This window comes from Methylobacterium sp. D53M, assembly GCF_053345625.1.
This window is the reverse complement of the sequence record NZ_JBKFAL010000014.1, coordinates 66,630-80,266: the sequence shown is the minus strand read 5'-3', so window position 1 is coordinate 80,266 and position 13,637 is coordinate 66,630. Positions and strand designations below refer to the sequence as shown.

The following is a 13,637-nucleotide window of genomic DNA, read 5'->3' as shown; positions in this document are numbered from 1 at the left end:
CCCGCTCGGGAAAGGGGACCCGCGCTCTCATTCTGATGGACGGATTGACCGAGACCGCGAGCGCGTGCAGCCGGCAGCTCAGCGGGAGAGGCCGCGCGGATCGGATCACCGTATTCGGCCAGCCCCCGCCCAACCCGAAAAATTTCGCGCGACGCGGAACCGGCCCTTCGCCCGCACGTTACGCGCGTGCGAGGCCTGGAAACGGGCTCGCTCTGAGGGCGCCGGGCACGGTGTCCGGCGCTGCTTGTAGTCACGTTGCTCGTCGGAGGATGTGGTTATGAGGACGTACGACGTTTCGCCCCTGTTCCGGTCGTCCATCGGGTTCGACCGCCTGTTCGAGCTGATCAACCAGGCCGACCGCGTCGAGCCGTCGGCCGCCTGGCCGCCCTACAACATCGAGAAGCTGGCCGAGGACCAGTACCGCATCACCATGGCGGTCGCGGGCTTCACGCCCGACGAGATCGAGCTGACCCAGCAGGACACCACGCTCCTCGTCTCGGGTCAGAAGGCCGCCCAGGAAGGTGAGAAGCACTATCTCTACCGCGGCATCGCTGCCCGCACGTTCCGCCAGACGTTCAATCTGGCCGAGCACGTGAAGGTCGTGGGCGCGTCGCTGGAGAACGGCCTGCTCACCGTCGCGCTGAAGCGCGAGGTGCCGGAGGCGCTGAAGCCCCGCCGCATCGCCATCGGCGGCACGACGGCCGCGTCCGGCCAGGACAACGCCCCGGCGCAGATCGCCCGCGAGGCCAAGGCAGCCTGAATGGCGGCCTGATCCGGTGCCCCGGGCGGCGCGCCCGGGCACCCCTGTCGACACGGATGATATCCCTCACGGGTCCGCGGACCCGCGGGCCCGTTCCCACGACTGCACCGCATTCGATGGAGCGAGGACCATGAGCGTGAGAGATCTGATTCCCTGGAACCGCACCCCCGCCCCGGCGCCGGCCGCCCTGTCGCAGGAGCCGGCCAGCCCCTTCCTGACGCTGCACCGGGAGATGAACCGCCTGTTCGACGACGTGTTCGGCGGGTTCGGCGGCGTGCCGAGCCTCGCGGGCCGCGGCTTCGGCTGGCCCCATATCGAGCTGGCGGAGGCGGACGGTGCGCTGCGCGTCTCCGCCGAGCTTCCCGGGCTCGACGAGAAGGACGTCGAGCTGCTCATCGCGGACGGCGTCCTGACCCTGAAGGGCGAGAAGCGCGCGGAGTCCACCGACACGGACCGCGGCTATTCCGAGCGCAGCTACGGCCGCTTCGAGCGGTCGATCGCCCTCCCCGTGCCGGTCGACGAGGACAGGGCCGCGGCGACGTTCCGCAACGGCGTCCTCACGGTGACGCTGCCGCGCGCGGCCGAGGCGCCGGAGCGTCGCCGGCGCATCGCCATCAACGGCACCGGCGCGCCGGCCGCCAAGCACTGAGCCGGGCCCTGGGCCGACCCTGGGGGGTGACCGCCTGCGCGGTCGCGGACCCGAACGCATGACGCGACGGCCGGCGCGGCCCGATCGGGCTCGCCGGCCGCCCCAGCCTTTGCTCACGATGAGGAGGGTCGCATGCAGCCGATCGATACCAACCCCGTCCATCCCGCGTTCCGTCCCGAGATCGGGCGCCTCGGTCCGGTGGCGGCCGCCAGCCTGAGGCCGCAGGCGGTCGAGCCGTTCGAGGCCTTCGTGGCGCCGGGCGACGTCTTCCGGCATCCCCGGGAGGTGCTGCGCTATCCCGGCCTGTCGCGGGCCGAGAAGCGGGCGATCCTGGCCTCCTGGGCCTCCGACGCCCGCGCGGTCGAGTCCTGCCCGACCCTGCGCTGCCTGCCGGGCTGCCGGGCCGAGCCCGTGCCGCTGAGCGCGATCCTGGAGGCGCTCCAGGCGCTCGACGAGGGTTCGGCACCGCCCGCAGCCCCGCCGCCCGAGCCCCCCGTCCCCGCGGCGCTCATCCGGCGCTGGGAGCGCGGTCCGGCCGGACCGGAGCCCCTGCTGAACTGAGCCGGGGAGGCGCGCGATGGCAACCTTCGACCTGCGGGGTGGGCACGGGCTCCTGCCCCGGTCGCGGCGCGGCCGGCGCCGAGGGCCGGCGCGGACCACCGACGGCACGGTGCTCGGCCGCTGGTTCCTGTCCGTGGCCCTGTGCCTCGCCCTGGCGGCGCCCTGCCCGGCGCCCGCCCTGCCCTGGGTGCTGGCGGCCCTGCTGAGCCTGTCGGGCTTCGCGTGGCTCGGCCGGGCGATCACGCGGGCCGGTCCACCGGCCAACGCCCGGCACCTGACCGCCTGGGACGCGGCCCTGCTGTCCTTCGCGGCGAGCTTCGCCGTCCAATCGGCGGCGCGCCTCGGCCTCTTCGGCGGCTGAGCGCGCCCGTCCAGGGAGGCAACCATGCAAGATGGGACGATCGGAATCCGACACGCCATCCCGCCCGGCCCGGCGGCCGCGCGCCTGCCCGACCTAGAGCGCGCCCTGGTCAACCCGGCCGCGGTGTTCGACACCCCGGCCGCGTTGCGCGATCATCCCCGGCTGCTGCCGAGCTGCAAGCGGGAGATCCTGCGGCGCTGGGCCTGGGACGAGTACCTGAAGGAGGTCGCCGCGGCCGAGGGCATGGCCGAGGGCGAGCCGTCGCGGCTCGACGCCGTGAAGGCCGCCCTCCTGGCGCTCGGCGAGGCGCGGCGTCCCGATCCCGCCGCGCCGGCCGCCGCGGTCCCGGCGCCCCGGGCGCTCGATCGCGCGGCGGCCTGAGCGCGCCGCGACCGTCACACGACCATCACACGACCATCACACGACCATCACACGACCGAGAACCGGAACTCCGTGGCGGCCGCGAAGGTCTCGCCCGGCCGCAGGACCGCGGAGGGGAAGCCGGGCTGGTTCGGCGCGTCCGGAAAGCCCTGCGTCTCGAAGCAGACGCCGTCGCCCGACCGGTAGATCCGCCCGGACGGGCCGATCAGGCGCCCGTCGAGGGTGTTGCCGGTGTAGAGCTGCAGCGCCGGCTGCGTGGTCCAGACGTCGAGCCGCCGCCCGCTGCCGGGATCGACGCAGGTGGCGGCCGGCCGCAGCGTCCCGGCGGCCCCGCGCAGCGCGAAGGTGTGGTCGTAGCCCTTGGCGTAGGTGAGCTGCGGGTCCCCGGCGCGGATCCGCGCCTCCAGGGCCTGCGGCGCGCGGAAATCGAACGGCGTCCCGGCGACCGGCAGCAGCGCGCCGGTGGGGATCTGGGTCGCGTCGGTCGGCGCGAAGGCGTCCGCCTCGACCCGCACGACGTGGCCGAGGACGCTGCCCGCCCCCTCGCCGGCGAGGTTGAAGTAGCTGTGGTTCGTGAGGTTCAGGACCGTGGGCCGGTCGGTCACCGCGGCGTAGTCCACGCGCAGCACGCCCTCCGCGGGCAGGCTGTAGGTGACGCGGACGTCGAGAGTGCCCGGAAACCCCTCCTCCCTGTCCGGCGAGCGGCGGCTCAGGACGAGGCGCGTCGCGTCGCTGAGTTCCGCCCGCCACAGGCGCCGGCCGAAATTCTCCGGGCCACCGTGGAGGGTGTTGGGGGGCTCGTTCACCGGCAGCCGGTAGTCGTGCCCGTCGAGGCTGAAGCGCCCGCCCGCGATGCGGTTCGCGTAGCGCCCGACGATCGCGCCGAAGCTCGGGCTCACGGTCTCGTAGCCCGCCAGGGTGTCGAGGCCGAGCACGACGTTGGCCGGACGGCCGGCGCGGTCGGGCACCTCGATCGCCGTGACGGCCGCGCCGTACTCGATGACGGCGACGCGCAGGCTGCCCCGGCTCAGGGTGTGGCGGCCGACCGGTCGGCCGTCCGCCGTCGTGCCGAACGGTTCGGCCGGCATCCGGCTAGCGCTTCCAGACGCCGAGCCGCTCGCTCCGGGCGTGGTCCTCGGCCGCGACCAGCTCCGGGCTCGCCTCCGGGGCGGCGCGGCCGCCGCCGTTGAACAGCACCACCTCGGAGAGATCGCGCCCGTCCACGAGGCAGTTCATGTTCGCGCTGCCGGGGGCGGGCTGGCAGGTCACCGACCGGTTGCCGATGTACCGGGCCAGCTCCTCCGCCTGGCCGCCCCGCACCCACTCGACGCCGAACAGATGCACGACCTTGCCGCCGACCTTGAGGGTCGCGGTATCGATCACCTGGGCCTGTCCGGTCACGGCGTTAGGCGGCAGCGGCGCGTCGGGCTCGGGATCGCCGCCTGTCTCGGGGGGCGGCGTCACCGTGTCGGGGGCCGAGGCCGGGGGGCCTGCGGGCCGCGCGTTCGGCGTGGCGCCGCTCGGGGCTTCCGCGCGGGAAGCGGTCGGGGCGGCGGGGCGCCCGGATTCCGGCGCGGAGCGGTCCAGCACGAGCCCCGCGGCGAGCACCGCCACCAGGGTGCCGGCGACGGCGCCGAGGAGCAGCCGGCGCTGCCGGCGCGCGCCGTCATCGATCCCGCCCCCGCCGAGGCTGAGGCGGTCGCGCACGTGGCCGAGGCCGTCGCGCAGCGTCTCGCCGAACCGTCCGGGACCGCTGTTCCAGGCCGCCGCCGGATCCGCGCCCGCGGCCGGCCCGGCCTCCGCGTCGACGGGCGGGCGGGCGAAGCGTCCGCGCAGGTTCGTCCGCAGGCTGGCGAACCGGCCGGCGGCGGTCTGCGCCAGCACGCGGCCCTGCTCGGAGGAGCGCTCCGCCAGGGAGCGCGCCCGCTCGGACTGGGTCCCGACGAAGCGGGCGGTCGCGGCCTTCATCTCGTAGGCGCCGCTCAGCAGGGACGAGTCCCGGGCCTCCTCGGCGGTCGCCGGGGCCGGTTCGGGCTCGGGCTCCGGCGGCAGGAACAGGGCGGGATGGCGCGCGCGCAGCTCCGCGACGAGGTCCGCCAAGGTCATCGGCTCGGACGTGCCCTCCCGCCGCCGCGCGGCCCCGTGGCGGTCGAGGACGCGGAGGCCGGTCCCGGATTCGTCCGGGGCGCAGGCGGCCTCGGCCAGGAGCTCCAGGGTCCGGACCGCGACGGGGCGCGGACGCGCGCGCGCGATCTCGGCCCGGATCGTCTCGCGCAGGGCGAGGCGGCCGGGACTGTCGAGAACCGGCCGGGCCGGCTCCGTCTCCTGTTGCTCCACCACCGTTGAAGACGTCATTCACCCGATCCCGGCATCACCGACGCGCGGCGCGAAGGAGGCTCGATCGCGCCTCCCGACGAAGGGCGCCCGCGGGCGCCCCACGGAACGCCCGACCCGCAGGACCGATCCCGCGACGCGCCCCGCCGCACGCTTCCCTCGCTGGCACCCTTTTAGCCGCCCTTGCAGGCGTTCTTGTAGGGGCCGCCGCACACCCCGCGCGAGCCCGTGCCCGCCGCGAGGTGGCGGACCGCGACGCGCGGCTCTTACGCCTTGCCGGGCGAGGCGGCCAGGGTTCCGGCCTGGATGCTCCGCCGCAGGACGCGACCGGTCTCGCCGAGGATGTAGGGCCGCGTCCCGGCGAAACCCACCTCCAGGACCAGCTCGGCCTCGCCGCTGGACACGGCGCCCCGGCCCGGATTGGCGGTGCGGAAATCGACGATCGTGCGGATCGTGCAGGTCTCGGTGTCGCAGGCGGCGCGCATCGCCCGCGGCTCGTAGCGCCGCTCGGGCCAGCGCTGGACGAAGCTGCGCTTCTCGGCGACCAGGGCCGCCGTGGTGATCGGCCGCCCGTAGAAGCGCACGCGGGTCGCGTAGTACTGGGTCGCGGCCCCGACCATGGTGTCGCTCGGACCCGAGACGGTGGCGAGGTAGCTCGTCGTCAGCGCCCGGGCGGCGGCCACGCGCTCCGCCGACGCGCCCGGCACCGGGGCGGGCGCGGCCGGCGTCTCGGCGAGCCGGTGCGGGTGGCGCGCGGGGTGGTGCAGGTGTTCCCGGACCGGCGGACGCTCCAGGGCGGCCGCCCGCTTCGGCCCCGGCGCCCGCGTGGCCGCCGCCTTCGGCAGGGCGTCCTCGCCCGGCTCGGGTCTGGCGGCCTGCCGGACCGGCTCGGCGGCGCGCACCGGCGCTTTCGCCGCGTCCTTCGTCGATTCCTTCGCCGCGTCCTTCGCTGCCTCCTGCGTCGATTCCTTCCCCGGACCCTGCGCGGAACCCTGCGCCTGCGCGGCGGCCCGGGGCGGCGGGTCGACCCAGGCGCTCTGGGCGGCGGCACCGCCCGCGAGGGCGAACGGCAGGAGCATGCCGAGGGCGAGGGCCTGGGGACGGACGGGACGTGTGGCGGACATCGGTGCCTTCCTGGCGGCCGGGGCGGGCATCATGGAGAACGCGCCCGCGTGGGTCGGGGGTTCCACGAAGGGCTCGGGCGCGCCCACATCCTGCCGAACTCCGCGCCGGCGACCAGCCCGGAATTGCGGGGATGATGGGGTTGCGTTCGTGCGTTTGGGTACCAAGTCGGGGACAGACTTGGCCTTTGGCCGGTCCCAGGTTCCCTACCGCGTTCCAGACTGCCCGCTCCCCCGTGCACCGAGGATCCCTTGGCCCGACCTGAGACCGAGTCGCCCGCCGGCCCGCTTCCCGGGAGCGCGCGATGAGCACGCAGCCGCGCCGGGCCCTGCTGCTCTGCAACGCCAAGGCGCGCAACGGCGCCCTGGATCTCGACGAGGTGCGGGAGATCCTGCGGGCGGGCGGCATCGAGCCGGAGGAGCCGCCGCCGGAAGCCGATTGCCGCGACGTGATCCGCGACCGGGCCGGCGCGGTCGATCTCGTGATCCTGGGCGGCGGCGACGGCACCATGAACTACGCCGCGCCCGCGCTGGTGGCGAGCGGCCTGCCCTTCGCGATCCTGCCGCTCGGCACGGCGAACGACCTCGCCCGCTCCCTCAACCTGCCGCTCGACCCCCTGGCGGCGGCCCGCTTCATCCCGACCGCGCAGGCGCGGCCGGTGGATCTCGGCTGGGTCAACGGCCACTACTACTTCAACGTGGCGAGCATCGGCTTCTCGGCGGAGCTCGCGGGCGAGCTGACGTCCGAATCGAAGAAGACCTGGGGCGTCCTCGGCTACGCGGTGGCGGCCGTCCGGGTCTTGCGCCGGGTCCGGCCCTTCACGGTGACGATCGAGCACGACGGCGTGGTGGAGAAGGTCACCACGATTCAGGTCTCGGTCGGCAACGGGCGCCACTACGGCGGCGGCATGACCGTGGAGGAGAGTGCCGCAGTGGATGACGGCAAGCTCGATTTCTACAGCCTGGAGATCAAGCACTGGTGGCGGCTCCTCGCGCTGCTGCCCGCCCTGCGGCGGGGCACGCATGGACGGGCCGCCGACGTGCGGGCGTTCCACACCCAGGAGATCCGGCTCTCGACCCGCAGGCCCCGTCCGGTGAACACCGACGGCGAGCTGACCACGCGCACGCCCGCCCATTTCAAGGTCTTTCCGAAGATTCTGCAGGTTCTGGCGCCCGAACCGGTGCGCGGACCGGCCCCCTTCGACCTGACGGCCCTCGGGAGCCGCCTGTTCCCGACCAGCGAGGCACCGCGCCCGTGACCGATCTGCTCCAGCTCGCCAGTCAGCCCGCCGTCTGGGCTGCCCTCGCCACGCTCGTGGTGATGGAGGTGGTGCTCGGCATCGACAACCTGATCTTCATCTCGATCCTGACCAACAAGCTGCCGCCCGAGCATCAGACGCGGGCGCGGCGCATCGGGATCGGGCTGGCGCTGATCCTGCGGCTGGGGCTGCTCGGCACGGTGGCGTTCATCGTGCACCTGACCGAGCCGGTCTTCTCGGTGCTGGGCCAGGACTTCTCCTGGCGCGACATGATCCTGATCGGCGGCGGCCTGTTCCTGCTCTGGAAGGCGACTAAGGAGATTCACCACACGGTGGATCCGGAGCCCGAAACCCCGGGCGTGACCGGCGGCACGATCGGCTTCGGCGCGGCGATCGGCCAGATCCTGCTCCTCGACCTCGTCTTCTCCATCGACTCGATCATCACGGCGGTCGGCATGACCGAGCACGTGCCGGTGATGATGGTGGCGGTGGTGGTCGCCGTGGTGGTGATGCTGGTCGCCGCCGAGCCGCTCTCAGCCTTCATCGCCCGGAACCCCACCGTGGTGATGCTGGCCCTCGGCTTCCTGATCATGATCGGCATGACGCTGATCGCCGAGGGGTTCAGCGCGCACGTGCCGAAGGGCTACATCTACACCGCGATGGCCTTCTCGGCCGGCGTCGAGGGCCTCAACATGCTGGCCCGCCGGCGCCGCCGTCCCGCCCGGGACGGCGCCCCCGCGTCGACCGGGCCGGCGCGGCGCGCCTGAGGGCGGAGCAAGCGTCATGCGGATCCGCGCGGCCCTCCTCCTCCTGCTCCTCCCCGCCGCCGTCCACGCGGAGACGAAACCGATGGCGCCAGATCCGACGGTCCTGCACGACCTCGCCCCCACCGGCACGCTGCGGGCGGCGATCAACCTCGGCAACCCGGTGCTGGCGCAGGCCGGACCGGACGGGCCCGCGGGGGTGTCGGTCGACCTCGCGCGGGCGCTGGCGGCCCGGCTCGGCGTGCCGGTGGCGTTCGTGTCCTTCCCGGGGGCCGGCGCGGTCTCGGGCTCGGCGGGCTCCGGGACCTGGGACATCTGCTTCCTGGCGATCGACCCGAAGCGGGCGGAGGGGATCGCCTTCACGGAGCCCTACGTGCTGATCGCCGGCAGCTACCTCGTGCCGACCGCCTCGCAGATCCGCTCCCCGGAGGCGGTGGACCGCGACGGCGTGCGCGTCTCGGTGGGGCGCGGGAGCGCCTACGACCTGTTCCTGAGTCGGGCGCTGCAGCACGCGACCCTGGTGCGGGCGCCGACCTCGGCCGAGGCGGTCACGGCCTTCGCCCGGGACGGGCTCGACGTCGCGGCCGGCGTCCACCAGCCCCTCGCCGCCTACGCGGCGGCCCACCCGGAGGTGCGGCTGCTGCCGGGGCACTTCATGGAGATCCCACAGGCGATGGGAATGCCGGTCGGGCATCCGGCGGGGGCCGCGTATCTCGCGGATTTCATCGCGCGGGCGAAGCGGGACGGGCTGGTGCGGCGCGGCCTGGAGGCCAGCGGACAGGATCCGGAGCTGGCGGCGCCATGAGCGGCGGCCCGGATTGCCGAGCCTGTCCCCGGGCGCGGCGCCTTCACCGAGAGTGAGCTCTTCCGGCAGGAGTCGCGCGCTCCGTCATCGCGAGCGCAGCGAAGTGACCCAGGGCAGCGCGACTTCTCGGTGACCGTGGCGCGACCCTGGATCGCTTCGCTGCGCTCGCGATGACGGCGGGATCGATGCCACCGAGCGGACGCCGGATCACACCACGAGGTTCACGATCCGCCCCGGCACCACGATCACCTTCCGCGGCGCCTTGCCCTCCAGCACCTTCTGGACGGCCTCCAGCGCCAGAGTCGCGGCCTCCACGGCCTTGGCGTCGGCGTCCCGCGGCACGGTCACGTCCGCGCGCTTCTTGCCGTTGATCTGGACCGGCAGGGTGATCTCGTCCTCGACCAAGAGCCCCGCCTCGGTCTCGGGCCAGGGCGCCTGGGCGACGAGGCCGCCGCGGCCGAGGACGGACCAGCACTCCTCGGCGAGGTGCGGCATCATCGGGGCGATGAGCTGCACCAGGATGCCGGCCGCCTCCTGGGCGGCACCGGCCGAGACCGGCCCGCGCAGGCCATCCTCCAGGGCGTTGGCCAGGGTGTAGATGTGGGCGACGCAGCGGTTGAAGCGCAGGCGCTCGATATCGTCCTGCACGGAGGCGAGCGCCCGGTGGGCCGCCTTGCGCAGGGTCAGGTCCGCGGCGCCGTCGCCCGCCGCCTGCCCGGCCGCGTTGACCAGGCGCCAGACCTTCTGGACGAAGCGGGCCGCGCCCTGCACGCCCTCCTCGGTCCAGATCACGTCGCGCTCGGGCGGCGAGTCGGACAGCATGAACCAGCGCGCCGTGTCGGCCCCGTAGCTCGCGATGATGTCGTCGGGGTCGACCACGTTCTTCTTCGACTTCGACATCTTCTCGATCGGGCCGATCGCGATCGGCGCCTGAGTTTTCACGTGAAACGCGCGGCGCTCACCCTCCTCGGTGGCGAAGCGGATCTCGGCCGGCGGCACCCAGGCGCCGGCCGCGTCCTTGTAGGTCTCGTGGACGACCATGCCCTGCGTGAACAGGCCGGCGAACGGCTCGGCCACGCCGGCCCAGCCGGTCTCGCGCATCGCCCGCATGAAGAACCGGGCGTAGAGCAGGTGCAGGATCGCGTGCTCGATGCCGCCGATATACTGGTCCACCGCCAGCCAGCGGTCGACCACGGCCCGGTCGGTGGGCGCGTCCGCCAGCCAGGGCGCGGTGAAGCGCGCGTAGTACCAGGACGAGTCGACGAACGTGTCCATCGTGTCGGTCTCGCGCCGGGCCGCCGCGCCGCAATGCGGGCAGGGCACGTTGCGCCACGCGGCGTCCCGCTCCAGCGGGTTGCCGGGCTGGTCGAAGGAGACTTCTTCCGGAAGTTTCACCGGCAGGTCGGCCACCGGCACCGGGACCGGGCCGCAGCTGTCGCAGTGGATGATCGGGATCGGGCAGCCCCAGTAGCGCTGCCGCGAGACGCCCCAGTCGCGCAGGCGGAACTGGACCTTGCGCCGGGCGACCCCCTCGCCCTCCAGCCGCCGGGCCACGGCCTCGAACGCCTCGTCCGTGCGCATCCCGTCGAGGAAGCGCGAGTTGATCATCCGCCCGTCCTCGACATAGGCGGTGTCGGTGATGACGAAGCTCGCCGGGTCCTGCCCTTCCGGGCAGACCACGGGCGTGTTGCCGAGCCCGTACTTGTTGGCGAAATCGAGGTCGCGCTGGTCGTGCGCCGGGCAGCCGAACACCGCGCCGGTGCCGTACTCCATGAGCACGAAGTTCGCCACGTAGACCGGCAGCTCCCAGGACGGGTCCAGGGGATGGCGGACGGTCAGGCCGGTGTCGAAGCCGTGCTTCTCGGCGGTGTCGATCGCGGCCTGGGCGGTGCCGGTGCGACGGCACTCCTCGATGAAGGTCTGCAGCTCCGGCCGTCCCTCGGCCAGCGCGGCGGCCAGGGGATGGTCGGCGGCGATCGCCAGGAACTTGGCGCCGAACAGGGTGTCGGGCCGGGTCGTGTAGACGGTCACGGATTCGGGCGCGCCGGCCACCGGCCGGGCCAGTGCGAAAAGAACCTCCAGGCCCTCCGAGCGGCCGATCCAGTTCTTCTGCATCAGCCGGACCTTCTCGGGCCAGCGGTCCAGACCGTCCAGCGCGGTCAGCAGGTCCTCGGCGAAGTCGGTGATCTTGAAGAACCACTGGGTCAGCTCGCGCTGCTCCACCAGGGCGCCGGAGCGCCAGCCGCGGCCGTCGATCACCTGCTCGTTGGCCAGCACCGTGTGGTCCACCGGGTCCCAGTTCACCTTCGCGGTGCGGCGGGTGACGAGGCCCTTGGCCAGGAAGTCCAGGAACATGCGCTGCTGGTGCTTGTAGTAGTCGGGATCGCAGGTCGCGATCTCCCGGCTCCAGTCGAGCGACAGGCCCATGGCCTTCAGCTGGTCGCGCATCGACGCGATGTTGGCGTAGGTCCAGTCACGCGGGTTGACCTTGCGCTCCATGGCGGCGTTCTCGGCCGGCAGGCCGAAGGCGTCCCAGCCCATCGGGTGCAGCACGTTGAAGCCGCGGGCGCGCTTGTAGCGGGCGACCACGTCGCCCATCGCGTAGTTGCGGACGTGGCCCATGTGGATGCGCCCCGACGGGTAGGGGAACATCTCGAGCACGTAGTATTTCGGGCGGCCGTCGGCATTGTCGGTCTCGAACAGCCGCTTCTCGGCCCAGGCCTCCTGCCAGCGCGGCTCGGCATCCTTGGCGTTGTAGCGCTCGACGGGCTGGGGGGCGGTGCTGGCGGTCATGGATCCGGCTGCGTCAGGGGCTCGTCGGTCATTCCGAAGGATGACCACGGCACGGTCGCGCCGCGATAGCATATCTGCGCCGCAGCCGGTCAACGCGGCGCGCGATTCGGGCTTGCGCGGGGCGCGCGAACGCATAGGTCGGCGGGGATCAGGCGCGACGACGACGCGCGCCGAGGCTCAGACCACGCAGACCGACGCCCGGCAGCGACAGGACAGGCACGCCATGGACGACGCGACGACCGGCACGAACGCCCCTCCGGCCGACGGGATGGGACAGAGGACCGACAAGCTCCCCGTCGGTCAGGCAGATGTCGCGGCCGGGCTCGCCGAGGTGCGCGCCGCCATCGCCCGCGCGGCCGAGGATTCGGAGCGCGACCCGGCCGAAGTGCAACTCGTGGCGGTCTCCAAGACCGTCCCGGCCGAGGGCATCCTGCCGGCGCTGAAGGCCGGCCATCGCGTCTTCGGCGAGAACTACGTCCAGGAATCCACCGCGAAGTGGCCGGCCCTCCGCCACCGCTTCCCGGACGTGGAGCTGCACCTCGTCGGGCCGCTGCAATCCAACAAGGCCCGGGAGGCGGTGGCGCTGTTCGACGTGATCCACTCCCTCGACCGGCTGTCGCTCGCGGCAGCCCTGGCCAAGGAGATCGAGCGGTCCGGCCGGACCCCGAAGCTGCTCATCCAGGTCAACACCGGCGCGGAGCCGCAGAAGGGCGGCGTGCTCCCGGACCAGCTCGCCACCCTCCTCTCGGAGTGCCGGGAGACCCACGGGCTGGCGATCCAGGGCCTGATGTGCATCCCGCCCGCGGACGACCCGCCCTCGGCCCATTTCGCCCTGCTGGCCCGGCTCGCCCACGAGCACAACCTGCCGATCCTCTCTATGGGCATGAGCGCGGACTTCCCGGCGGCGATCCAGCTCGGCGCCACCCATGTCCGGGTCGGGACCGCGATCTTCGGGGCCCGGACCCGGAAGGCCTGACGCTGGGCCCGGGCCTCAACCTGGGCCCGGGCCTCAGCCGATCCGCAGGTGCGTCCGCGGCCCGAGGCGCCCGAGCAGGCGCAGGAGATCGGCCCGGGCCAGGGCGACGCAGCCCTCCGTGGGGCGGTACCCGTCCCGGGCGATGTGCAGGAAGATCGCCGAGCCCCGCCCCTTCCGGATCGGGGCGCGGTTGTAGTCGAGGTCGATCACCACGTCGTAGAGCCCGTCGCCCCGCCACATCGATTCGGCGCTGACCCCCGGGGCCGGCAGGCGGATCGGCCGGTTGTAGCGGCGGTCCCGGCTCTCGTCGCACCAGCCGTCCTCGGGGCGGGTCGCCCGCAGGGGCAGCAGCGTGCGCGGCCGGACCACGAGGTGGTCGGGCCGGTACGCGCCGCCGCGCAGGCGGAAGCGCCCGCGCGGCGAGCCGCCGTCGCCCTCGCGCTTGTCGCCGACGATCCCGCCCGCCCCGAGGGCGCAGGGAATCACCGCCGGGCCGACGAGGAGCTGCCCGCGCCGCCGGTCCCCGACGAGGGCGCGGACGCGGATCTCCCCCAGGGTCAGGCGGATGGGTCCCCTGCTCGGCCGCCGCATCTCCGTCCTCCCGAATCCGCCCGGTCCCGGGGCCTTATGCCCGGGATCGGTACTTCGAACCGGTGAAAAATTGCGCACAAGGCAACTTCCGGCCACAAAGGATGCTCTATCTCTCGGTTGAACCCGGGCCGCCGAGCCGGGATTCGGGAGCGCGCCAGCCCCCCGCCGCGCCGCGGGGACCGCCGCCGCGATCCCGGAGCGGCGCGCCCCCGATCCCGCAGCCCGTTCGCCGGGGCGCTTGTCACGGCGGCGAAAGGATGCGGAAACACAAGCCTGGGTAGG

14 protein-coding genes are annotated in these 13,637 nt (G+C 73.6%); 9 read left to right on the top strand and 5 right to left on the bottom strand.

The genetic code is table 11. The features are described from left to right. Nucleotides 1-277: 277 nt before the first annotated feature. The 5 genes from ACLBYG_RS19240 (at nucleotide 278) to ACLBYG_RS19220 (ending at nucleotide 2,712) form a co-directional block, all read left to right on the top strand. Nucleotides 278-760, top strand: coding sequence for an Hsp20 family protein (locus ACLBYG_RS19240; protein WP_447682463.1), 483 nt, complete (start codon nucleotides 278-280; stop codon nucleotides 758-760). A 130-nt stretch (nucleotides 761-890) separates the two neighbouring features. Further along, nucleotides 891-1,409, top strand: coding sequence for an Hsp20/alpha crystallin family protein (locus tag ACLBYG_RS19235; RefSeq protein WP_447682462.1), 519 nt, complete (start codon nucleotides 891-893; stop codon nucleotides 1,407-1,409). 132 nt (nucleotides 1,410-1,541) lie between these two features. Continuing rightward, nucleotides 1,542-1,970 carry a hypothetical protein gene (locus ACLBYG_RS19230; RefSeq protein ID WP_447682461.1) on the top strand — a complete coding sequence of 143 codons (429 nt, stop codon included), beginning with the start codon at nucleotides 1,542-1,544 and terminating at the stop codon, nucleotides 1,968-1,970. Nucleotides 1,971-1,986: 16 nt separating this feature from the next. Then, entirely contained in the window at nucleotides 1,987-2,331 is a 345-nt protein-coding gene (locus ACLBYG_RS19225) for a hypothetical protein (RefSeq protein WP_447682460.1), read from the top strand. A 24-nt stretch (nucleotides 2,332-2,355) separates the two neighbouring features. Then, nucleotides 2,356-2,712, top strand: a complete 357-nt coding sequence (locus ACLBYG_RS19220) for a hypothetical protein (RefSeq protein WP_447682459.1) — start codon at nucleotides 2,356-2,358, stop codon at nucleotides 2,710-2,712. A gap of 47 nt (nucleotides 2,713-2,759) precedes the next feature. Here ACLBYG_RS19220 and ACLBYG_RS19215 read toward each other — a convergent pair whose 3' ends face one another. The 3 genes from ACLBYG_RS19215 to ACLBYG_RS19205 form a co-directional block, all read right to left on the bottom strand. Beyond that, a complete protein-coding gene (locus ACLBYG_RS19215) occupies nucleotides 2,760-3,800 on the bottom strand; it encodes an aldose epimerase family protein (protein WP_447682458.1) in 1,041 nt (346 codons plus the stop codon). 4 nt (nucleotides 3,801-3,804) lie between these two features. Then, nucleotides 3,805-5,067 carry a nuclease gene (locus tag ACLBYG_RS19210; protein WP_447682457.1) on the bottom strand — a complete coding sequence of 421 codons (1,263 nt, stop codon included), beginning with the start codon at nucleotides 5,065-5,067 and terminating at the stop codon, nucleotides 3,805-3,807. Nucleotides 5,068-5,312: 245 nt separating this feature from the next. Next, nucleotides 5,313-6,170, bottom strand: coding sequence for a hypothetical protein (locus tag ACLBYG_RS19205; protein WP_447682456.1), 858 nt, complete (start codon nucleotides 6,168-6,170; stop codon nucleotides 5,313-5,315). A 302-nt stretch (nucleotides 6,171-6,472) separates the two neighbouring features. Here ACLBYG_RS19205 and ACLBYG_RS19200 point away from each other — a divergent pair, with 302 nt between their 5' ends. The 3 genes from ACLBYG_RS19200 to ACLBYG_RS19190 are packed head-to-tail and all read left to right on the top strand — an operon-like array spanning nucleotide 6,473 to nucleotide 8,995. Beyond that, the gene (locus tag ACLBYG_RS19200) at nucleotides 6,473-7,426 is read left to right on the top strand and encodes a lipid kinase (protein ID WP_020094276.1); all 954 of its coding nucleotides are present in this window, start codon (nucleotides 6,473-6,475) and stop codon (nucleotides 7,424-7,426) included. Further along, nucleotides 7,423-8,193, top strand: a complete 771-nt coding sequence (locus ACLBYG_RS19195) for a TerC family protein (protein ID WP_447682455.1) — start codon at nucleotides 7,423-7,425, stop codon at nucleotides 8,191-8,193. Before ACLBYG_RS19200 ends, ACLBYG_RS19195 begins: the two co-directional genes overlap by 4 nt. A gap of 16 nt (nucleotides 8,194-8,209) precedes the next feature. After that, entirely contained in the window at nucleotides 8,210-8,995 is a 786-nt protein-coding gene (locus tag ACLBYG_RS19190; RefSeq protein ID WP_447682454.1) for an ABC transporter substrate-binding protein, read from the top strand. A gap of 207 nt (nucleotides 8,996-9,202) precedes the next feature. Here the strand turns inward: ACLBYG_RS19190 and leuS are convergent, their stop codons facing one another. Continuing rightward, on the bottom strand, nucleotides 9,203-11,788 hold the full coding sequence (gene leuS / locus ACLBYG_RS19185) for a leucine--tRNA ligase (RefSeq protein ID WP_447682453.1): 2,586 nt from the start codon (nucleotides 11,786-11,788) through the stop codon (nucleotides 9,203-9,205). 268 nt (nucleotides 11,789-12,056) lie between these two features. Between leuS and ACLBYG_RS19180 the strand changes: the two genes are divergently transcribed. Then, nucleotides 12,057-12,764, top strand: coding sequence for a YggS family pyridoxal phosphate-dependent enzyme (locus tag ACLBYG_RS19180; RefSeq protein WP_170855234.1), 708 nt, complete (start codon nucleotides 12,057-12,059; stop codon nucleotides 12,762-12,764). A 33-nt stretch (nucleotides 12,765-12,797) separates the two neighbouring features. Here ACLBYG_RS19180 and ACLBYG_RS19175 read toward each other — a convergent pair whose 3' ends face one another. After that, entirely contained in the window at nucleotides 12,798-13,355 is a 558-nt protein-coding gene (locus ACLBYG_RS19175) for a L,D-transpeptidase family protein (protein WP_447682452.1), read from the bottom strand. Nucleotides 13,356-13,637 lie beyond the last annotated feature (282 nt).